The organism is Xanthomonas sp. NCPPB 3174 (assembly GCF_056725205.1).
Genome location: NZ_CM161517.1, coordinates 4,790,573 through 4,808,808 on the forward strand (window position 1 = coordinate 4,790,573; position 18,236 = coordinate 4,808,808).

Genomic DNA, 18,236 nt, shown 5'->3' on the forward strand with positions numbered 1-18,236 from the left:
CCTGTGCGGCGGCGGTCAGGCCTTCTTCTTGCGCGCGGCGATGTAGGCGCGGATCTGCTGCTGCAACACCGGCAGCGGCACCGAGCCCTGCTGCAGCACCGCGTCGTGGAAGGACTTGATGTCGAAGTCCGCGCCGAGTTCGCGCTCGGCCTCGGCGCGCAGATCGAGGATGGTCAGCTCGCCGAGCTTGTAGCTCAGCGCCTGGCCCGGCCAGGAGATGTAGCGGTCGACCTCGGTGGTGACCTCGTGCTCGCTGAGCGCGGTGCGCTCGCGCAGGTAGGCCTGCGCCTGCGCGCGGGTCCAGCCCTTGTGGTGCACGCCGGTGTCGATCACCAGGCGGCAGGCGCGCCACATCTCGTAGCTGAGCCGGCCGAAGTCCTCGTAGGGCGTGGCGTAGATGCCCATCTCCTTGCCCAGCTTCTCGGTGTACAGCGCCCAGCCCTCGCCGTAGGCGGAAATGTAGTTCTCGCGGCGGAACGCCGGCTGCGCGCCCTGTTCCTCGGCCAGCGCGCCTTGCAGCGAATGGCCCGGCGAAGACTCGTGCAGGGTCAGCGCCGGCAAGTTGTACAGCGGCCGCGACGGCAGGTCGTAGGTGTTGAGCCAGTAGGTGCCGACGCCACCGCGGCCGGCGGTCCAGAACGGGGCGATGTCCGCCGGCACCGGCACGATGGTGAAGCGCCCGCGCGGCAGCGTGCCGATGAACTTGCCGACCTCCCCGTCCACGCGCTTGGCGATCCACGCGGCGCGATCGAGCAGTTCCTGCGGGGTCTTCACGTAGAACTGCGGATCGGTGCGCAGGAACTGCAGGAACGCCGGGAAGGTCTTCTGCCCGGCCGGCGCGTGGAAGCCGACCTGCTGGATGATCGCGTCCATCTCCTTCTGGATCCGCGCCACCTCGCGCAGGCCGAGCTGGTGGATCTGCTCGGGGTCCATGTCCAGCGTGGTGTACTCGCGGATCTGCTGGCGGTAGTAGGCCTTGCCGTCGGGCAGGGCTTCGGCCGCCAGCGTGGTGCGCGCCTGCGGCATGTACTCCTGGCGATAGAAGGTCAGCAGCTGCGCGTAGGCCGGGATCACCTTGTCGCGCAGCGCCGCCTGCGCCTGCGCGCGCAGTTGCGCCTGCTCGGCGGCGGGAATCTGCGCCGGCATCTGCTTGAACGGCGTGTACAGCACCGCGGCGGTCGGATCCTTCAGTTCGGCCACATTGGCGATGGCGCCATCGCGGCCGTCGAGCACCGCGCGCGGCACGCTGAAGCCGCGCTTGAGCCCGGCGCGCATGTTGTCGGTCTGCTGTGCGAAGTAGCGCGGCACGTCCTCCAGCCGCGCGATGTAGGCGCGGTACTCGTCGGGCGTGCGCAGCGTGCGTCGGGCCATGAACGCCAGGTCCGACCAGAACGCGCTGTCGGAGTTGAACGGCATTTCGTAGGCGCGCAGGCGCACCGAGGCGGCCAGGTTCTCCACCTGCGGCCGGTAGATCGCCAGGTTGACCTGGTTTTCCGGCGAGAGCTGGGCGGCATCGAGCGTGTCCAGCTGCCGCAGCACGCCGTCCCACACTTTCAGGCGCGCGGCCTGCGCGGCCGCGCCGACGTCGGGCAGATGGGTGTTGTCGCCACTGCTGTCGCTGTCCTCGTCGGCCTGGCCGAGCTGCGCCTGGCGCCAGGCCCACTCCTTCTCGTAGATGGCCTGGAAGCGCGCATCGGCGGCGCTGGCATTGGCCGTGGCCGGTGTTGCACTGGACACTGTCGACGCCGGCGGTGCGGCCAGTGCGGGTGTGGCCACGGCGAACGCGATCAGCAGGGAAATGGCCAGCGGGGTCTTGGCGAGCATCGGCATGGGCGGCACACGGCGGGAACGGATCGTCGATGATCGCATCCCGGCCCGGCTTGGCGGGTGGGCCGGAAGTCCTGTGTGGGGCGATGGCATGCGATGACGGTATTAGGGCATCTGCTAACGCGCTTTGCCGGAACCAGCGGGCATGCCGTCATTTCGTAGGAGCGGCTTCAGCCGCGACGGGCGTTACCGGGAATGCCCGTCGCGGCCGAAGCCGCTCCTACAGTGGGCCTTCCGTAGAACCTCCCCCCGCTCACGACTGCCACTTCACGGTGGAGACGTCAGCCACACCGCATCCCAATACGGATAGTCGCCCAGACGCGGCACCAAGCCGGCACGCAGTGGGTTGGCCACGATGTAACGGGCGACATGCAAGACGTCGTCGTCGCGCCGCAGCGCATGATCGTGAAAGCCGCGCGACCAGACGCAGCCTCCACGCCCGCGCGCACGATTCACAGCGCGGGCGCATCGCCCCTTCGCCCGCTGCATGGCATCGGACAATGTGATGGTGGCCTGAAGTTCGATCAGGCCGTGCCAGTGATCGGGCATCAGCACCCAGCACAGCAGGCGAGCATCGGGCCAGGTGCTTCGTTCTGCCAGACACGCGGCGGCCGCACGGGCGCATCGCCAATCTGCGAACAACGGCGCCCGCTCGAACGTCACCGCGGTCAGCAGGTAGAGCCGGCCCATGTCGCTGTGGCGTCCGGCGCGCAACGCGCGATGGCCTCTGGCTGGTTGGATGTGCATGGCACCAGCATCCACCTCGCCCTCGCGCGGCAACAGCGGCGCCTGGCGATGGCGCCTGTCGGAATAGTGCTCGAATCCTTGTCGGAACGGCCCTGGCAGAGGCTGTGCGCGTGCTTGCCGACGTGTCGGCGGGGCGGCAGGGTCCGGGTCGCGGCTGAAGCCGCTCCTACGACGGGACCAGCTGCGATCGGAGGGTATTACGCGCCCCTGCAATCACGCGCAGCGGCAGCGCGCTCAGTGCGTCGCGCGGTCGCGGTGCCAGCCGCGGTGCTTGATGTCCAGGTACAGGCTGTAGAAGGCGGTAAAGGCGGGGAACAGGTTCTGCAGCACGCCCACCGAGTCCTGCTTGGCCGAGAACATGAAGTAGCTCAGCGTCATCAGGCTGCCGACCACGCTCATGTACCAGAACAGGCGCGGGATCACCGGCTTGCCGGCGCGCTTGGAGGCGACGAACTGCACCAGCCAGCGGCCGCCGAACATCAGCGCGCCGACATAGCCGATCAGCTTCCAGCCGGTGACGTGCAGCCCGGTCCAGTACAGCGCCTGGATCGGTTCGTTGAGGAAATGCGCGTCCATCTCAGCGCTCCTGCACCGCGGTGCGGCGGCTGCGCGCGATCAGCCAGGCCACGCCGCGCAGGTCGCGGATGCCGACCAGGGCGCGGTTGAGGTTGTTGTACTTGGAGACGCCGGAGGTGCGGTGGCGGTGATTCACCGGCACGCTCAGGGTCTGCCAGCCGGCGCGCTGCATCAGCGCCGGCAGGTAGCGGTGCATGTGGTCGAAGTACGGCAGGTCCAGGAACGCCTCGCGCTCGAACAGCTTGATGCCGCAGCCGGTGTCCGGGGTGTCGTCGCGCAGCATGCGCGCGCGGATCGCGTTGGCCCACTTCGACGCCCAGCGCTTGCTGCCCGAATCCTGCCGCGACACGCGCCAGCCGGCGAACAATTTGACCAGCGGCGCCGCTGCGGCGCGCGCGGCCAGCAGCTTGGGGATGTCGGCCGGATCGTTCTGGCCGTCGCCGTCCAGGGTGGCGATCCACAGCCCGCGCGCGGCCTTGACCCCGTTGCGCACCGCGGTGCTCTGCCCGCTCTGGCTGACATGGTGCAGCACGCGCAGCTCCGGCGTGGACGCCTTCAGCCCTTCGAGCACCGCCAGGGTGTCGTCGCGCGAATGGTCGTCGACGTAGACGATCTCGAAATCGATCGTGCCGCGCAGCGCGGCGACGATCTCGGCGACCAGCGGCGGCACGTTGTCGCGCTCGTTGAACACCGGGACGACGACGGAAAGGGAAAGCTGGCTCATGGATTCGGCAGGGCTGGGCGCGGGGGCGCGTGGGGGAAAAGCGGGGCATTGTGCCGCGGACCAATGGATCCGCGGATGAAACGTCAGGCGGCGGCGCCGAAATACTCCCGGCACCAGGCCACCACCTGCGGCAGGCCGACCTCGATCGGGGTGCTCGGATCGAAGCCGAACGCGGCGTGGGCCCGCGCAGTATCGGCCATCGTCTCGATCATGTCGCCCGGCTGCATCGGCCGGTACAGCTTTTCGGCGCTGCGCCCGGCGGCGGCCTCGATCACCGCGATGAAGTGCTCCAGTTGCACCGGGGTGTGGTTGCCGAGGTTGAACACGCGGTGCGGCACCGGCTCGCTGGAGGGATGATCGAGCGCGCCGAGCACGCCGGCAACGATGTCGGCGACGAAGGTGAAGTCGCGGCGCATGCGGCCGTGATTGAACACCTCGATCGGGCGCCCGGCCAGCACCGCGCGGCTGAACAGCAGCGGCGCCATGTCCGGGCGGCCCCAGGGGCCGTACACGGTGAAGAAACGCAGCCCGGTGGCGCGCAGGCCGTACAGCTGCGCGTAGGTATGGGCCATCAGCTCGTTGGCGGCCTTGGTCGCCGCGTACAGCGAGCGCGGCTGGTCGATGCGCTGGTCCTCGGAGAACGGCGGCGTCGCCGAATCGCCGTACACCGAGCTGCTGGAGGCGTAGACCAGGTGCTCGACGCCGCGGTGCCGGCACAGCTCCAGCATGTTGACGAAGCCGACCAGGTTGCTGTCGACGTAGGCGTAGGGATTCTGCAGCGAATAGCGCACCCCGGCCTGCGCGGCCAGGTGCACCACGCGGGTCGGCTGCACCTCGTCGAACAGCGCGGCCAGGCCGTCGCGGTCGGTCAGGTCGAGCGTGCGGATGTCCGCGCCCGCGCACAGCGCGGCGACGCGGTCGCGCTTCAACTGCGGGTCGTAGTAGTCGTTGTAGTTGTCCAGGCCGACCACCAGTTGCCCGGCGGCGCGCAGTGCGCGGACGGTGTGGGCACCGATGAAGCCGGCGGCGCCGGTGACGAGAGTGGGCATGGCGGAATCCTGGAAAGCGAAAGACGAAGAAATAGCGGGCGTCGCGGCCGGGCAACGCTCAGGGCAGCCCGGCGTTGACGCCGCCCGGATCGATGGCGCCCTCCCGGCGGTGCTGCATGCCGTCCGGGCCGATCTGCGTGTCCTGGTGGCTCATGCAATGCTCCGGTTGCTGCCCCGCGCCGCGGCGCGGGTCTCAGCGCAGGGTCAGCGGCGCGTCCTTGGCCAGCGCCGCCTTGCGCTCCTTGCTGAACTCCCACCACGGGCGCGGTGTCTCGCCCTGCATGAAGCGCACGATCGACAGGAACACGTCGATCACGCAGTGGTCGTGCACCACGCCCGTGCGCAAGCACAGCTGCGCGTACATGTCGTACGGATCGCGGCCCTGCAGGTGCGCCGGCACGCGGATGCCGATCAGGCGCAGGTCCTTCTCGCAGGCCGGGCCGACGTTGGGCAGGTCGGTCAGGCGCAGCAGGTGGTGGCGGTCGACCTTGCTGGGATGCATGGCGGTGGCGGTCCTGGCGGACGCGGGCGGCGGCGCTCAGGCCTGCCGCGGACGCAGTTTCTCGAGCACGCCGTCCAGCGTGTCCAAATCGGTGTAGTGGATCACCAGCTTGCCCTTGCCGCCGCGGCCGTGGGCGATGGACACCTTGGTGCCCAGCGACTCGGACAGCTCGGTCTCCAGCGAGGCGATGTCGGCCTGCGGCGCGGTGCGCGCCGGCTTGGCCTTGCGGTTGCTCGGCACCTTGCCGGCGGCGAACTGCTGCGCCCGATGCTCGACCTCGCGCACCGACCAGCCCTGGTCGGCGGCGTCGGAGGCCAGGCGGCTGGCCAGCTCCGGCGACAGCGTCAGCAGCGCGCGCGCATGGCCCATCTCCAGGCGCCGCGCCTCCAGCAGCGCGCGGATCGCCGGCGGCAGCTCCAGCAGGCGCAGCAGGTTGGACACCGAGGCGCGCGAGCGGCCCACCGCCTCGGCGGCCTCGGCGTGGGTCAGCGAGAACTCGTCGATCAGCCGCTGCAGCGCCTGCGCCTCTTCCAGCGGATTGAGGTCCTCGCGCTGGATGTTCTCGATCAGCGCCATGGCGATGACGGTGCGGTCGTCCAGCTCGCGCACCACCACTGGCACCTCGCTGAGGCCGGCCAGCTGCGAGGCGCGCCAGCGGCGTTCGCCGGCGACGATCTCGAAACTGCCCGGCGCCAGTTCGCGGGCGACGATCGGCTGGATCACGCCCTGCGCCTTGATCGACTCGGCCAGCTCCTGCAGCTTGGCCTCGTCCATCTCCTGGCGCGGCTGGTACTTGCCCGGCTGCAGCTGCCCCACCGGCAGGCGGCGCAGGCTCTCGCCCGGCTGCACTTCGGCAGTGGGCACCGGCGCGGCCGCGCCCTTCGGCCCCAGCAGCGCTTCCAGGCCACGGCCGAGGCCGCGCTTCTTCGCTCCGAGGGCGGGGGGCTTGGCACTCATCAGACGGTCTCCATGGCCGGCATCGGCCGATTGCGTTCGTTGCGGCGGCGCACGATCTCGCCGGCCAGTCCCAGGTAGGCGACGCCGCCGCGCGAGGTGCGGTCGTAGCCGACGATGCTCTGGCCATGGCTGGGCGCCTCGGCCAGACGCACGTTGCGCGGCACGATGGTGCGGAACACCTTGTCGCCGAAGTGATTGGTCAGCTCTGCCGACACCGCGTTGGCCAGGTTGTTGCGCACGTCGAACATGGTGCGCAGCACGCCTTCGATCTCCAGCGCCGGGTTCAGCTCGGCGCGCAGCGCCTCGATCGTCTCCAGCAGCGCGGTCAGCCCTTCCAGCGCGTAGTACTCGCACTGCATCGGCACGATCACCGAGTCGGCGGCGGTCAACGCGTTCAGGGTCAGCAGCGACAGCGCCGGCGGGCAGTCGATCAGGATGAAGTCGTAGGCCTCGCGCAGCGGCGCCAGCGCGGTCTTCAGCCGTTGCTCGCGCGCCGGCTGGTCCATCAGCTGGATCTCGGCGGCGGTGAGATCGATATTGCCCGGCAGCAGGTCGAAGCCTTCCGGTGCGGTCACCCGGATCTGTTCGGCGCTGCTCTCGCCGAGCAGCACGTCGCAGGTGGAGGCGGCCAGCTCGCGCTTGTCGATGCCGCTGCCCATCGTCGCATTGCCCTGCGAGTCCAGGTCCACCAGCAGCACGCGCTGCGACTGGCGGGCCAGCGCCGCGGCCAGGTTGACCGCGGTGGTGGTCTTGCCGACGCCGCCCTTCTGGTTGGCGATGGCGATGATGCGGGCCATGCGGGAGCCTCGTCGGCGATGGGGGGTGGGACCGGGCATTATGCGGTCACAGCCCCCCGTGGCGGAAATCGGGGGCGGCCGCGGCCGCCGCTCAACCGCGCTCGACCACCACCAGGTGGCGGTCGGCGCCCAGGCCGGGGACCTGCAACGGGTGCACCGTCGGCGCCACCCAGCCCGGCGGCAGCGCGGCGATCTCCTCGTCCGGACGCACGCCCTTCATCGCCAGCAGGCGCCCGCCGGGGCGCAACAGGTGGCCGCCGACGGCGACGATGCCGGCCAGCGTGTCCAGCGCGCGCGCCGTCAGCAGGTCGTAGGCGCCGGCCTCGTCCAACGCTTCGGCGCGCGACTCGGCCACGCGCGCGTTGTCCAGGCGCAGCTGGCGCACCGCCTCGCGCAGGAACCGCGCCTTCTTGCCGTTGCTTTCGACCAGGGTCACCCGCAGCTGCGGCCGCGCGATCGCCAGCGGGATGCCGGGCAGCCCCGGCCCGGTGCCCAGGTCGGCCAGCGCGCCCTCGCGGGCGAACGGCTGCATCGCCAGCGAATCCAGCAGGTGGCGGGTCACCATCTCGTGCGGGTCGCGGATCGCGGTCAGGTTGTAGGTGCGGTTCCAGCGCGTCAGCAGCGCCAGGTAGGCCAGCAGCGGCGGCGCCAGCGCGGCGGCGTCCAGGCCTTGCGCATGCAGGCCCTGTTCGAGCGCGACGCGGACGGAATCGGGAAGGGAAGCATCGGTCATCGGTGGATTATCGCAGGTGGCGCCGCGCGTGCTGCCATGTTGCGGACATGGGCGCGCGCGAGCATTGTCGGTCGTCTTCAAGCACGCTTCTGCCCATGTCCGACCTTGCAGACACCCCGAACGCGCCCGCCGGCGCCCCGCACGATCCCGGCCGCCGCCGGGTGCTGGCCGGGCTGGGCCTGCTGGCGGCGACGCCGCTGCTGAGCCCATTCGCCCGTGCCAGCGGCAGCGCCGATCCGTTCACCCTGGGCGTGGCGGCGGGCGACCCGCTGCACGACGGGCTGGTGCTGTGGACCCGGCTGGCGCCGCAGCCGCTGACGCCGGATGGAAGCGGCGGCCTGCTTGCGCCGGTTCCGGTGCGCTGGCGCGTGGCCACCGACGAGGCCATGACCCAGGTGGTCCAGCGCGGTGTGGCGACCGCGCATCCGCGCTGGGGCCATGCCGTGCACGTGGAGGTCAGCGGCCTGCAACCGGGGCGGCCGTACTGGTACCGCTTCGAGGCGCTGGGCGCGCAGAGTCCGCTCGGGTGCGCGCGCACCGCGCCGGCGCCGGGCGCCCTGGACAGCGCGCGCTTCGGCTTCGTGTCCTGCGCACACTGGGAAGAAGGCTATTTCAGCGCCTACCGGCATCTGGCCGCGGAGCGCCCGGATCTGGTGTTCTTCCTCGGCGACTACATCTACGAGTACAGCCACCGCGGCGAGGAAACCACCGGCCTGGTGCGTACCCACGGCAGCGGCGACTGCGTCGATCTGGCCGGCTACCGCAACCGCTATGCGCTGTACCGCACCGATCCCGACCTGCAGGCGCTGCATGCGGGCTCTGCCTGCGTGGCGACCTGGGACGACCACGAAGTGCAGAACGACTACGCCAACCGCTGGTCGCAGGACCCGGCCGTGCCCACCGCCGCCTTCCTGCGCCGCCGTGCCGCCGCCTATCAGGCGATGTACGAGCACTTTCCGCTGCGCGCCCGGCATCGTCCGCACGGCCCCGACATGCGTCTCTACCGGGCCCTGGACTACGGCGCGCTGGCGCGCTTCTTCGTCCTCGACGGGCGCCAGTACCGCAGCGAGCAGCCCTGTCCCCTGCCGAACGGCTGGCGCGGCGGCCACGTGGCGACGTCTGCCTGCAAGGCGCTCGCCGACCCGGCGCGCAGCATGCTCGGCGCGGCACAGGAGCGCTGGCTGTACGGCGGCTTCGGCCGCTCGCAGGCGCGCTGGAACGTGATCGCGCAGGATCTGCTGGTCGCGCCGATCCTGCAGCACGACCGCGACGGCCATGTCGGGCACTGGACCGACGGCTGGGACGGCTATCCGGCCACGCGCACGCGCATGCTGGACGCCATCGTGCGCAGCGGCCTGCGCAATCCGGTGTTCTGGGGCGGCGACATCCATTCCTACTGGGTCACCGACCTCAAGGCCGATGCGGCCGATCCGCAGTCGCGCACCGTGGCGACCGAATTCGTCGGCACCTCGATCACCTCCGACGGCCCGCCTTACGAGGAGATCGTGCGACGGCTGCCGGACAATCCGCACGTGCGCTACGCCGAGAGCCGCCAGCGCGGCTACGTGTCGGTGTCGCTGAGCCCGGCGCGGATGGAGACCCGGCTGCAGGCGATCTCCGAACGCCGCGATACGCACGCCACGGTGTCCACGCTCAAGCGCTTCGTGGTGGAGGATGGCCGCGCCGGTGCGCTCGAAGCCTGAGGCACGGCACCCGCGGCGCCTGGCGCGGGTCGGCCGCCGGCTGCGCACCGGTGCGCACGGCGATCGCTACGGCAGCGCCGCAGGCGTCCAGGCCAGCGCCGCACGGTAGCCCGCGACCGGCGCCCATTCGTGCAGATGCCAGGCGTCGGCCTCACCCAGGCCCGGGTCGCACCAGACCAGACGCAGCGCGCCGCCGGCGTCCTCGGCGAAGCGCAGTCGGTGCAGGCCGAAGGCGATGCCGTGGCCATGCGCCTTGAGCAGCGCTTCCTTGGCGCACCACAGGCGGAAGAACAGCGCCTCGCGCGCCGGCATCGCCAGCGCCGCCAGCAGCGCGACCTCGTCCGGGTGGAAGAAGCGCTGCGCCAGTTCCAGCAGGCGCGGCCGCGGCCGCTGCCGCTCGATGTCCACGCCCAGCCGTGCGTGCGCGGCCACCGCCACCAGCAGGTAGTCGCCGCTGTGGCTCCAGCCGGTGTCCAAGTGCGCCAGAGGCGCATGCAGCCCCGGCCGGCCGCGCGCATCGCGACGCAGCGGCAACTGCGCCGCCGGCAGCGCCAGTTCGCCGGCCAGCAGGCGCCGCGCCTGCGCTTCGCCGGAGGTCCGCGGCGGATGCGGGCGCAGCCACAGCGCCACCGGGCCAAGGCGCCAGTCCGGCGCCTCGACGCCGTCGGCGGCGACCGGGGGCATCGGCGCGCTCACGCCGCACCCACAAAGCGCAATGGCCGCTGCGCCACGGTGTCGCCGCTATACGACCGCTTCACGGCAGCGCTTCTTAAATGGCGCGCACCCCACCGCTCCTGGTGCGGGCCGAACCGAGGAGTCTGACGCATGGGCATCATCATCTGGTTGATCGTCGGCGGCATCGTGGGCTGGCTGGCCAGCATCATCATGCGCCGTGACGCACAGCAGGGCATCATCCTGAACATCGTGGTCGGCATCGTCGGTGCGCTGATCGCCGGCTGGCTGTTCGGCGGCGGCATCAACCAGGCGATCACCCTGTGGACGTTCCTGTACTCGCTGATCGGCGCGATCATCCTGCTGGCGATCGTCAACCTGGTCACCCGCGGCCGCGCGCGCTGACGCGTCGCCTTTACCGCTTGCGCAAACGCCCGGTTCGCCGGGCGTTTTGCGTTTGCGGCCGCGCTCACGGCGCGGTGCGGTCGGCGGCATGATGCACGCCGTCCTCGACCGGCACCGCGATGGCCAGCGCATACGGGTCCACGCCCTCCAGGCAACCGACGTTGTAGCCGTACAGGCTGGGATCGGAGCGGCGCCGATGATGCGTGTAGATCCCGCAGGTGCCGCAGAAGTAGTGCTGCGCGGTGTGGGTGTGGAACTGGTAAAGGCGCAGCGCCTGCTCGCCCTGGCGGACATGCAGGGCGGCCAGCGGAACCGACGCCACGATGGCGCCGCGGCGCCGGCACAGCGAGCAGTTGCAGCGGCGCGGGTCGACGATGCCGTGCGGCAGCTCCAGGTCGATCTGCACCGCACCGCAGTGGCAACTGAGCCGGTGCAGCGGCGCGATCGCGGTATCGCCGACCTTGTCGATGCAGCGCCGCACGTGGCGCTCGCTCATGCGCCCGGCTCCAGTTCGATCCAGGCCGGCGCGTGGTCGCTGGGACGCTCCCAGGTGCGCGGTTCGCGGTCGATGCCGGCGGCGCGGGTGCGCGCCTTCAGCGCCTCGGACACCAGGGTCAGATCGATGCGCAGACCCAGATCGCGGCGGAAGCCGGCCTGGCGGTAGTCCCACCAGCTGAACAGGCCGCCATCGGCGTGGTGCAGGCGGAAGCCGTCGTGCAGGCCGAGGGCGAGCAGCTTGTGCAGGGCACCGCGCTCGGCGGTGGAGGTGAGGATGTGGTTGTCGCTCCACACCAGCGGATCGTGCACGTCGCGCGCGTCCGGGGCGATGTTGAAGTCGCCCAGCACCACCAGCCGCGGATGCCGCTGCAGCTCGTCGGCCAGCCAGGCGTGCACCGCCTCCAGCCAGCGCAGCTTGTAGGCGTACTTGTCGGTGCCCACGTCCTGGCCGTTGACCACGTACAGATTGACGATGCGCAGGTCGCCGACGGTGGCGGCGATGGCGCGCTTCTGCTCGTCCTCCAGGCCCGGCACGCCGATCTGCACGTCGCCGATCGGCAGGCGCGAGAGGATCGCCACGCCGTTGTAGGTCTTCTGCCCGGCGAACACGCTGCGGTAGCCGGCCTCGGCCAGTGCCGTATCGGGAAACTTGTGGTCCTCCAGCTTGGTCTCCTGGATCCCGACCACGTCCGGCGCGAACGCGGCCAGCCACTGTTGCAGGTGCGGCAGGCGCACGTTGAGCGAGTTGACGTTCCAGCTGGCGATCTTCAAGGGAAATCCGGGACGGGGAAGCCGGCCGCTATTCTGACCGCAGCCGCGGCAGCGGCCAAACCCGCAGGCCGCGGGCCATTCAGCGCCGCGCGCAACACTGCGCGAACAACGCCGGCGCCAGACCCAGCGCCTGCTGCCGCTGCGCCTCGTTCAGGCCATCGAGCAGTTCGTCGGCACCGACCACCTGCTCGGGCGGCGGAAACGGCCGCTCCGGCGCCTGCCGCGCAGCCAGCTGCCAGGCCGCGGCGTACGGCGGATCGGCCACCGCCAGCCACGGCGCGCGCAGCAGTTGCGCCAACGCGTCGATCGATCCGCGATCGCCGTGCAGGGCGCGGTCTTCCAGTTGCGCCACCACGTCCTCGGCGTCGCGCTCGTCGGCGGCCGACAGCGGCACGGGTTGTCCGTCCGCACCGACGCTGCCGCCGCGCGCGAGCAGTTGCGTCACGCGTTGCGCCAGCAGTTGGCGCTGCGCGTCGGCATCGCCGGCAGCGGCCGCACTGCGCAGCATCGCCTCGACCTGCGCGGCATCGAGCCGGGCGACGCCGCGGCACGCCGCGACACGGCGCTGTTCGGCCAAACGACGGGCCGTCGCCTCTTCCCTGCTGTCCTCGTCCACGCCCGGCGGCAGCACCGCGCTGGGCGCTGGCGCCTGCGCGCGCTGCCGGCAGTCCAGCGCCAGCAACGCGGTGGCGGACAGCCGTTGCGCCTCGTTGGCGCCGGCCGGCACCGTGGCGAGGGAATCCGGGGCGACCGCGACGACAGGCGCGGCGGTCGCAGCCGGTGGCGACGGTGATGGCGACGGCCGCGTTGACTGCGCGAGCGCGGTCGTCGGCGCTGCAGCCGGCCAGCACAGGAACGCCAGGGCTGCCGCCACCGCGGCAGCGCCCCCCCACCACACCGTCAGCGCAGCACGCCGCCGCACCGCCGGCCTCAGCGCGCGGCGGCCGCGTAGGCGGCGCGGTCGAACGCCATCGGTTGCGCCTGGCGCAGCCGCTGCATGGCGTCGGCCGCGGCCTGTTCGCGCAGTTGCAGGTCGATCTGCCCGCGCACCGCCTCGAAGCGCGCGTCGGTCTTCGTATCGAGACGGATCAGGTGGTAGCCGTCGGGGCCGCGCACCGGCGCGGACACGTGGTCCACCGCGAGCTGGCGGATCGGCGCGACGAAGGCATCGGCCAGGTAGCGGCCGAAGGTCGGCGACAACTGCCCGCCCTCGCCGGCGGTGGCGGTGTCGTCGGATTCGCGCATGGCCAGGGTAGCGAAATCGGCGCCGCCGTCGAGCTGGCGCTTGAGCGCTTCGGCGCGCTGCAGGGCCTGCGCCTCGGTCAAGCGATGCCCCGCGCGCGGTCCGCCCTGCGGATTCAGGGCCACGAACAGATGGCGCAGGTGGTATTCGGTGTAGTCGTCCGGATGCGCGGCGAACTGCTGGCGCAGCATGCGCTCGTCGATCTGCGCGCTACTCAGCAGTCGCGCCTGCGCGGCGTCGGCCAGGATCGCGTCGGCGGCACGGCGCAGGCGGGCGGCCACCACCGGATCGTCCTGCAGATGCTGTTGCCGTGCCTGGTCGAGCAGGATGGCGCGGTCGGCGAAGCGACGCACCACGGAGTCGTCGTCGATGCCGGCGTCGCCGCGCGTGCCGTCGCTGGCCAGCGCGCGGTACTCGCTGGCGGTGAACTGCTGCGCGCCGACCCGCAACACCACCGGATCGGCGGCAGCGGACTCGGCGGCCGGCGCGGCGGACGCGACGACGGCGCCCAGCGTGCAGAGGGCCAGCGCGATGGACAGGGCGACGGTGGACTTGGCAAGGGAAAGGGACATGCGCTTCTCCAGGAAAGGGCGGCACGCGACGCCGAGGCGCCGCGGCCGCAACGCGGCGGCCGACCACGGGGTCGGCCGCCAGGACGTGCAAGGACTCAGTCGTGCTTGCCGCGCGCCTTCAGGTACGCGATCGCCGCCTTCGGGTCGTCGGTGGTGATCAGGCTGAACGCCTCCTGGTTGACGATGAAGTTGAGATCGCCACGGTTGTCGGCGGTGTCGCGGCCGCCGGAGTAGGAGAAGTACAGGTCCGACAGCCGATAGCAGCAGGCGCCGCTGTTCTGGTAGAACTGCCCGGCCAGCGGGCTGTCCGGAATCGCCTGGAACACGCCCACGCGCGCGCCGCGCTCGCGCACGCGGTCGGCGTCGCCCTGCAACAGGCCGCCGACCTGCTTGACGTTGATCTCCATCGCCTGCTTGGTGTCGAGCCAGGCCGACACGGCGTTGTCGACATTGATCTTGGTCAGCATGTTGGTGGTGAACACCGGGATGCCGACCATGCTGCTGCCGTCGGCACGGAACGCCGAACGGGTCGGGTACAGGGTCGCATTGACCTTGGCCGCGACGAAGTTGGGCGAGGCCACCGAGAACGCGGCATCGGCCGCACGCGACACCGCGCGGACCGCATCGGCGGTCTTGATGTCGAACACCATCGGGGTCTTCAGACCGTGCTGCTTGAAGTAGGCGAACAGGTCGTCCACGCGCGGCACGTGGTAGCCGGTGGTGGTGCGGCGGTCCGGGGTCAGCAGGAACAGGCCGCTCACCGCCGACCACGGCGTCACCGTGATCGAGGGGTTGTAGCCCTGGTTGTTCATCGGGTCGTACTTGGTTTCGCCACGACGGCTGGTCCAGACGTTGGTGGTGCGGCCGAGGTTCCAGTCGTGCAGCACCACCGGCACGCCGTCGCTGGTCATCTTGATGTCCAGCTCCACGCCGTCCATGCACTGGTCGTTGGCGGTCTGCAGCGCGCCGCGCGAGTTTTCCGGCATGTCGGCGATGCCCGAGTACTTGCCCCACAGACCACGGTGGGCCAGCACCATGGTGTCGCCGCTGCTGTCGGCGAACAGGATGTTGCTCATCTTGGTGCCGACGGTGTCGTTGCAGTTGGCCATGGCCAGCTGCGGCACGACGGCCAGCACCGTCAGGGCGGCGAGCACGCGGCAGGCGCGCGCCAGGGGCGAGGGAACGAATGCGATCTTCATTGGGCTGCGTCCGGTTCTGAAGGAAAGGGGGAGACACGGGGGAACGAGCGCCGGTCAGGTCGACGCATGGCGGCATCTCGTGTGCTGCGCTCCGCACGGACGTCTCGCGCAGGAGCCTGAGCCACCGTGATCGGCGGCGGCGTCGGGGCGAGAAGTTAATAACTTACTGTGAATTATTTATTTCCAGGGTGCGACCCGGCGATGGACTGTGGACTGCGCCACGATTTGCTGCCATCCCGGCCGGGTCGTACCCAGGGACCGGCGCTTCGAACCGGCCGGTGCGCGCCGCTGGCGCTGCATCTGGGGACTTGCCTCATCGCGGCGGAGGATCGCCTCCGGTGATCGCTTCCTTGGCGAGACACGCTGTCTCTTGTAGATACCGTCTTACTCCCTAGCAGGCAAGGCCCCTTTTCGGATCGAACGCCGTGCCCGATTTGAGAACCCCGTAGGCCAGGTGCAGGAGCTTGCGCATGGCGGCGCACACGATCTGCTTGCCGGCTTTGCCGCGTTCGCTCAGCCGCTGTTTCAGCGTGCGGATGATCGGGTTGTGGGTCATGGCCACCAGGGCCGGCATGAACAGGCCCGCGCGCAGGCGGGGCGAGCCGGTGCGCGAGATGCAGACGTGGCCTTTGCGCTCGCCCGACTCCTGCAGGCACGGATTCAGGCCCGCGAAGGCGGTCACCGCCGAGGCATCGGCGAAGCGCCTCACATCGCCAAGCTCGGCCAGCATCAAGGCCGCGCTGGTGTCGGCAATCCCCTGGATGCTCACCAGCAACTCGCGCTGCCCACGCAAGGTCGGATCCTGATCGATATGGTCATCGATGGCCTGCTCGATCTGGGCGATGTGGTGTTGCAGATCGGCCAGATGGACCTGGATCGAGTCCTTCACCTGAGCCGGAGCGACGTCCAGCCGGTTGCGCTCCATCTGCAGCATCTGTTGCAGATCCTGGCGCCGGCGCACCAGTGCTTTGAGCTGCTTGAGCGCCGGCGGATCAGGGTGCCAACGGCGTAACTGCTCGCGGTGACGCAGGGCATAACTGGCGATCAGCTTGGCATCGCTGCGATCGGTCTTGACCCGGCTGAGTTGGCTGCGTGCGTACGCGGCCGTCTGCGCCGGGTTGAGCACGCACACCCGATAGCCGCGTGCGTGGAGGAACTCGGCCAGCGCCTGGTGGTAGGTGCCGGTGGCCTCCATGGCGATCCAGCTATCGGGCTGCGCATGCGTCTGCAGCCATGCCTGCAGGGCCTGGAAGCCCTTGGCATCGTTGGACAACTTGGCCTTGGTACGGTGCTTGCCATTGGTCAGATCGATGGCCACATCGAAACTGCGTTTGGCGACGTCGATGCCGATGACGGGAGACATACGCGATTCCTCCATCGTGTCAGGGTCATGATCGGCGCTGGGCCCGGTCCTGCCTTGTCGATGCGAGTTCACGCCCGGGGGCGGACTCGGATACCGTTCGGACACACAAGGGCCAGCATGTGGAGGGCGGAGCCGATCTACGATGCAAGCTCGAAGCTTTAGGAGCGACTGGACCTCCTACACCTCCTCCGATGATCAGTCGGAAGACATGACGCCTGTTTAGGGGCGACATGTCCAGATACAAGGAGCGGCTTCAGCCGCGAGGCTTTACCGGTAACGCCTCGCGGCTGAAGCCGCTCCTACAGACGCGTGCCTCCTATCGCCACACCATGCGCGCGCCCCCTGGGCGCCCGCTACGCCCCGCTCACCGCAACAGGAACGAAAGCATGCGCGCAATCCGCGCGTACGGCGGCTTGAGCAGGTCGCTGCCGGCGCGGCGCGCCTGCCACAGGATCGGCAGCGCCTTGCTGAAGGCGTCGAAGCCGGCGCGGCCGTGGTAGGCGCCCATGCCGCTGGGGCCGATGCCGCCGAACGGCAGCGCGTTGGCAGCGAAATGCAGCAGGCTGTCGTTGACGGTGACGCCGCCGGCGATGGTCGCGTGCAGGATCGCTTCGATCCGGGCGCGGTCGTGGCTGAAGGGATACAGCGCCAGCGGCCGGTCGCGGCCGTTGATCTCGGCGATGGCCGCATCCAGCGAGCGATAGCTGCGCAGCGGCAGGATCGGGCCGAAGATCTCCTCCTGCATCAGCAGCGCGTCGTCGCCCGGCTGCAGCACCACGGTCGGCACGATCAACCGCTCGCGCTCGGCGCGTTCGCGCTCCACCGTGGCCAGTTCGATCACCTCCAGGCCGCGCGCCCGGGCATCGTCCAGGTAGCCGCGCAGGCGCCGGTACTGGCCGTCGTTGACGATGCGGGTGTAGTCCTCGGCGCCGGCGAAATCGCCGTAGCGCGCCAGCACCTGCGCGCGCAGCGCCTGCACCAGCGCCGCCTCGCGGCCGGCGTCGATCAGCACGTAGTCCGGGGCGATGCAGGTCTGCCCGGCGTTGAACCACTTGCCGGTGGCCAGGCGCGCGGCGGCCTGCTCCAGCGGGTAGTCGGCGCAGACGATGGCCGGCGATTTGCCGCCCAGCTCCAGGGTCAGCGGGGTGAGGTTGGGCGCCGCCGCCGCCATCACCTTGCGCCCGACCGCGGTGGAGCCGGTGAACACCAGGTGGTCCAGCGGCAACGCGGCGAACGCCGACGCCACCTCGGCCCCGCCCAGCGCCACCGCCACCCGCTGCGGCGGGAACACCTCCGCCAGCAGCGACTGCAGGAACTGCGCGGTGCGCGGCGTGTGCTCGGAGGGTTTCAGGTAGACATGGTTGCCGGCGGCGATGGCAGTGGCCAGCGGGATCAGCGCCAGATTGACCGGGTAGTTCCAGGGTGCGATCACCCCGACCACGCCGACCGGCACCGGCCGCACTTCCGCGCGCGCCGGCCACAGCCGCCAGCCGGCACCGACCCGCTGCGGGCGCATCCAGCGCTTGAGATGGCGCAGCAGATGATCGATCTCGCCGAGCACGGTCATGCCGTCGGCGATCAGCGATTCGTGGCGCGAGCGGTGGCCGAAATCGGCGGCGATGGCATCGGCCATCTCCGGCAACCGCCGCTTCAGCCCCGCGCGCAGCCGCAGCAGGTCCTCGCGGCGCTGCGCCCGCTCCGGCTTGGCCGCCTGCCAGGCCGCGCGCAGACGCTGCAGGGTGACTGGCAGGGCGGCCAGCGGCGTGTCGGTGGAAGCGGCGTCGGCGGCGGAGGTCGGCATGGGCGCACTATACGACGCAGGTTGCGGCTGCCGTGCGCGCAGGCAGCGGGTCGGCAGTGCGCGGCCGCGCGCCCTGGGTCTCACAGTGGGTCGGGTC

At 70.6% G+C, this 18,236-nt stretch carries 19 protein-coding genes; 2 read left to right on the plus strand and 17 right to left on the minus strand.

What is annotated here, in order from left to right:
* Positions 1 to 15 precede the first annotated feature (15 nt).
* From AC1PK7_RS20670 to rsmG, 9 genes are all read right to left on the minus strand, one after another.
* The gene (locus AC1PK7_RS20670; RefSeq protein WP_481100950.1) at positions 16 to 1,824 is read right to left on the minus strand and encodes a DUF885 domain-containing protein; all 1,809 of its coding nucleotides are present in this window, start codon (positions 1,822 to 1,824) and stop codon (positions 16 to 18) included.
* A 270-nt stretch (positions 1,825 to 2,094) separates the two neighbouring features.
* Entirely contained in the window at positions 2,095 to 2,574 is a 480-nt protein-coding gene (locus AC1PK7_RS20675; protein WP_481099357.1) for an REP-associated tyrosine transposase, read from the minus strand.
* Positions 2,575 to 2,808: 234 nt separating this feature from the next.
* The gene (locus AC1PK7_RS20680; RefSeq protein ID WP_017913883.1) at positions 2,809 to 3,150 is read right to left on the minus strand and encodes a lipid-A-disaccharide synthase N-terminal domain-containing protein; all 342 of its coding nucleotides are present in this window, start codon (positions 3,148 to 3,150) and stop codon (positions 2,809 to 2,811) included.
* 1 nt (position 3,151) lies between these two features.
* Positions 3,152 to 3,874: a glycosyltransferase family 2 protein gene (locus AC1PK7_RS20685; protein ID WP_209230346.1), complete on the minus strand. Its 723-nt coding sequence runs from the start codon at positions 3,872 to 3,874 to the stop codon at positions 3,152 to 3,154.
* A gap of 83 nt (positions 3,875 to 3,957) precedes the next feature.
* Positions 3,958 to 4,923 carry an NAD-dependent epimerase/dehydratase family protein gene (locus tag AC1PK7_RS20690; protein ID WP_481099358.1) on the minus strand — a complete coding sequence of 322 codons (966 nt, stop codon included), beginning with the start codon at positions 4,921 to 4,923 and terminating at the stop codon, positions 3,958 to 3,960.
* A gap of 193 nt (positions 4,924 to 5,116) precedes the next feature.
* On the minus strand, positions 5,117 to 5,425 hold the full coding sequence (locus AC1PK7_RS20695) for a helix-hairpin-helix domain-containing protein (protein WP_017908743.1): 309 nt from the start codon (positions 5,423 to 5,425) through the stop codon (positions 5,117 to 5,119).
* A gap of 36 nt (positions 5,426 to 5,461) precedes the next feature.
* Positions 5,462 to 6,382, minus strand: coding sequence for a ParB/RepB/Spo0J family partition protein (locus tag AC1PK7_RS20700; protein ID WP_010342746.1), 921 nt, complete (start codon positions 6,380 to 6,382; stop codon positions 5,462 to 5,464).
* A complete protein-coding gene (locus AC1PK7_RS20705) occupies positions 6,382 to 7,179 on the minus strand; it encodes a ParA family protein (RefSeq protein ID WP_010342747.1) in 798 nt (265 codons plus the stop codon). The genes AC1PK7_RS20700 and AC1PK7_RS20705 overlap by 1 nt, the downstream gene beginning before the upstream one ends.
* Positions 7,180 to 7,270: 91 nt before the next feature.
* On the minus strand, positions 7,271 to 7,912 hold the full coding sequence (gene rsmG / locus AC1PK7_RS20710) for a 16S rRNA (guanine(527)-N(7))-methyltransferase RsmG (protein WP_420008307.1): 642 nt from the start codon (positions 7,910 to 7,912) through the stop codon (positions 7,271 to 7,273).
* Positions 7,913 to 8,007: 95 nt separating this feature from the next.
* Between rsmG and AC1PK7_RS20715 the strand changes: the two genes are divergently transcribed.
* Positions 8,008 to 9,615: an alkaline phosphatase D family protein gene (locus AC1PK7_RS20715; RefSeq protein WP_481099359.1), complete on the plus strand. Its 1,608-nt coding sequence runs from the start codon at positions 8,008 to 8,010 to the stop codon at positions 9,613 to 9,615.
* 66 nt (positions 9,616 to 9,681) lie between these two features.
* Here AC1PK7_RS20715 and AC1PK7_RS20720 read toward each other — a convergent pair whose 3' ends face one another.
* Positions 9,682 to 10,299, minus strand: a complete 618-nt coding sequence (locus AC1PK7_RS20720; RefSeq protein ID WP_481099360.1) for a 4'-phosphopantetheinyl transferase family protein — start codon at positions 10,297 to 10,299, stop codon at positions 9,682 to 9,684.
* Between the two features lie 141 nt (positions 10,300 to 10,440).
* On the opposite strand from AC1PK7_RS20720, the gene AC1PK7_RS20725 reads away from it, so the two are divergent.
* Entirely contained in the window at positions 10,441 to 10,692 is a 252-nt protein-coding gene (locus tag AC1PK7_RS20725) for a GlsB/YeaQ/YmgE family stress response membrane protein (RefSeq protein WP_010342751.1), read from the plus strand.
* A gap of 64 nt (positions 10,693 to 10,756) precedes the next feature.
* Here the strand turns inward: AC1PK7_RS20725 and AC1PK7_RS20730 are convergent, their stop codons facing one another.
* The 7 genes from AC1PK7_RS20730 to AC1PK7_RS20760 form a co-directional block, all read right to left on the minus strand.
* Positions 10,757 to 11,188: a GFA family protein gene (locus AC1PK7_RS20730; protein ID WP_481099361.1), complete on the minus strand. Its 432-nt coding sequence runs from the start codon at positions 11,186 to 11,188 to the stop codon at positions 10,757 to 10,759.
* Positions 11,185 to 11,961 (minus strand): exodeoxyribonuclease III, encoded by a 777-nt coding sequence (gene xth / locus AC1PK7_RS20735; RefSeq protein WP_481099362.1) that lies wholly within the window; start codon positions 11,959 to 11,961, stop codon positions 11,185 to 11,187. Before xth ends, AC1PK7_RS20730 begins: the two co-directional genes overlap by 4 nt.
* A 79-nt stretch (positions 11,962 to 12,040) precedes the next feature.
* Positions 12,041 to 12,688 (minus strand): hypothetical protein, encoded by a 648-nt coding sequence (locus tag AC1PK7_RS20740; protein ID WP_481099363.1) that lies wholly within the window; start codon positions 12,686 to 12,688, stop codon positions 12,041 to 12,043.
* Between the two features lie 203 nt (positions 12,689 to 12,891).
* Positions 12,892 to 13,776, minus strand: a complete 885-nt coding sequence (locus tag AC1PK7_RS20745) for a peptidylprolyl isomerase (RefSeq protein WP_481099364.1) — start codon at positions 13,774 to 13,776, stop codon at positions 12,892 to 12,894.
* Positions 13,777 to 13,871: 95 nt separating this feature from the next.
* Positions 13,872 to 14,885 carry a glycerophosphodiester phosphodiesterase family protein gene (locus tag AC1PK7_RS20750; protein ID WP_481100951.1) on the minus strand — a complete coding sequence of 338 codons (1,014 nt, stop codon included), beginning with the start codon at positions 14,883 to 14,885 and terminating at the stop codon, positions 13,872 to 13,874.
* 481 nt (positions 14,886 to 15,366) lie between these two features.
* Positions 15,367 to 16,338, minus strand: coding sequence for an IS110 family RNA-guided transposase (locus tag AC1PK7_RS20755; protein WP_481070338.1), 972 nt, complete (start codon positions 16,336 to 16,338; stop codon positions 15,367 to 15,369).
* Positions 16,339 to 16,702: 364 nt separating this feature from the next.
* Complete coding sequence (locus tag AC1PK7_RS20760) at positions 16,703 to 18,139, minus strand: coniferyl aldehyde dehydrogenase (protein ID WP_481099365.1); 1,437 nt, start codon at positions 18,137 to 18,139, stop codon at positions 16,703 to 16,705.
* Positions 18,140 to 18,236 lie beyond the last annotated feature (97 nt).

Coding starts and splice junctions, on each gene's coding strand:
- AC1PK7_RS20670 (WP_481100950.1), bottom strand. CDS start 1,824: ATGCTCGCCAAGACCCCGCTGGCCATTTCCCTGCTGATCGCGTTCGCC.
- AC1PK7_RS20705 (WP_010342747.1), bottom strand. CDS start 7,179: ATGGCCCGCATCATCGCCATCGCCAACCAGAAGGGCGGCGTCGGCAAG.
- AC1PK7_RS20720 (WP_481099360.1), bottom strand. CDS start 10,299: ATGCCCCCGGTCGCCGCCGACGGCGTCGAGGCGCCGGACTGGCGCCTT.
- AC1PK7_RS20685 (WP_209230346.1), bottom strand. CDS start 3,874: ATGAGCCAGCTTTCCCTTTCCGTCGTCGTCCCGGTGTTCAACGAGCGC.
- AC1PK7_RS20725 (WP_010342751.1), top strand. CDS start 10,441: ATGGGCATCATCATCTGGTTGATCGTCGGCGGCATCGTGGGCTGGCTG.
- AC1PK7_RS20715 (WP_481099359.1), top strand. CDS start 8,008: ATGTCCGACCTTGCAGACACCCCGAACGCGCCCGCCGGCGCCCCGCAC.
- AC1PK7_RS20730 (WP_481099361.1), bottom strand. CDS start 11,188: ATGAGCGAGCGCCACGTGCGGCGCTGCATCGACAAGGTCGGCGATACC.
- AC1PK7_RS20750 (WP_481100951.1), bottom strand. CDS start 14,885: ATGGCCAACTGCAACGACACCGTCGGCACCAAGATGAGCAACATCCTG.
- AC1PK7_RS20700 (WP_010342746.1), bottom strand. CDS start 6,382: ATGAGTGCCAAGCCCCCCGCCCTCGGAGCGAAGAAGCGCGGCCTCGGC.
- AC1PK7_RS20690 (WP_481099358.1), bottom strand. CDS start 4,923: ATGCCCACTCTCGTCACCGGCGCCGCCGGCTTCATCGGTGCCCACACC.
- AC1PK7_RS20755 (WP_481070338.1), bottom strand. CDS start 16,338: ATGTCTCCCGTCATCGGCATCGACGTCGCCAAACGCAGTTTCGATGTG.
- AC1PK7_RS20680 (WP_017913883.1), bottom strand. CDS start 3,150: ATGGACGCGCATTTCCTCAACGAACCGATCCAGGCGCTGTACTGGACC.
- AC1PK7_RS20760 (WP_481099365.1), bottom strand. CDS start 18,139: ATGCCGACCTCCGCCGCCGACGCCGCTTCCACCGACACGCCGCTGGCC.
- rsmG (WP_420008307.1), bottom strand. CDS start 7,912: ATGACCGATGCTTCCCTTCCCGATTCCGTCCGCGTCGCGCTCGAACAG.
- AC1PK7_RS20695 (WP_017908743.1), bottom strand. CDS start 5,425: ATGCATCCCAGCAAGGTCGACCGCCACCACCTGCTGCGCCTGACCGAC.
- AC1PK7_RS20675 (WP_481099357.1), bottom strand. CDS start 2,574: ATGCACATCCAACCAGCCAGAGGCCATCGCGCGTTGCGCGCCGGACGC.
- AC1PK7_RS20745 (WP_481099364.1), bottom strand. CDS start 13,776: ATGTCCCTTTCCCTTGCCAAGTCCACCGTCGCCCTGTCCATCGCGCTG.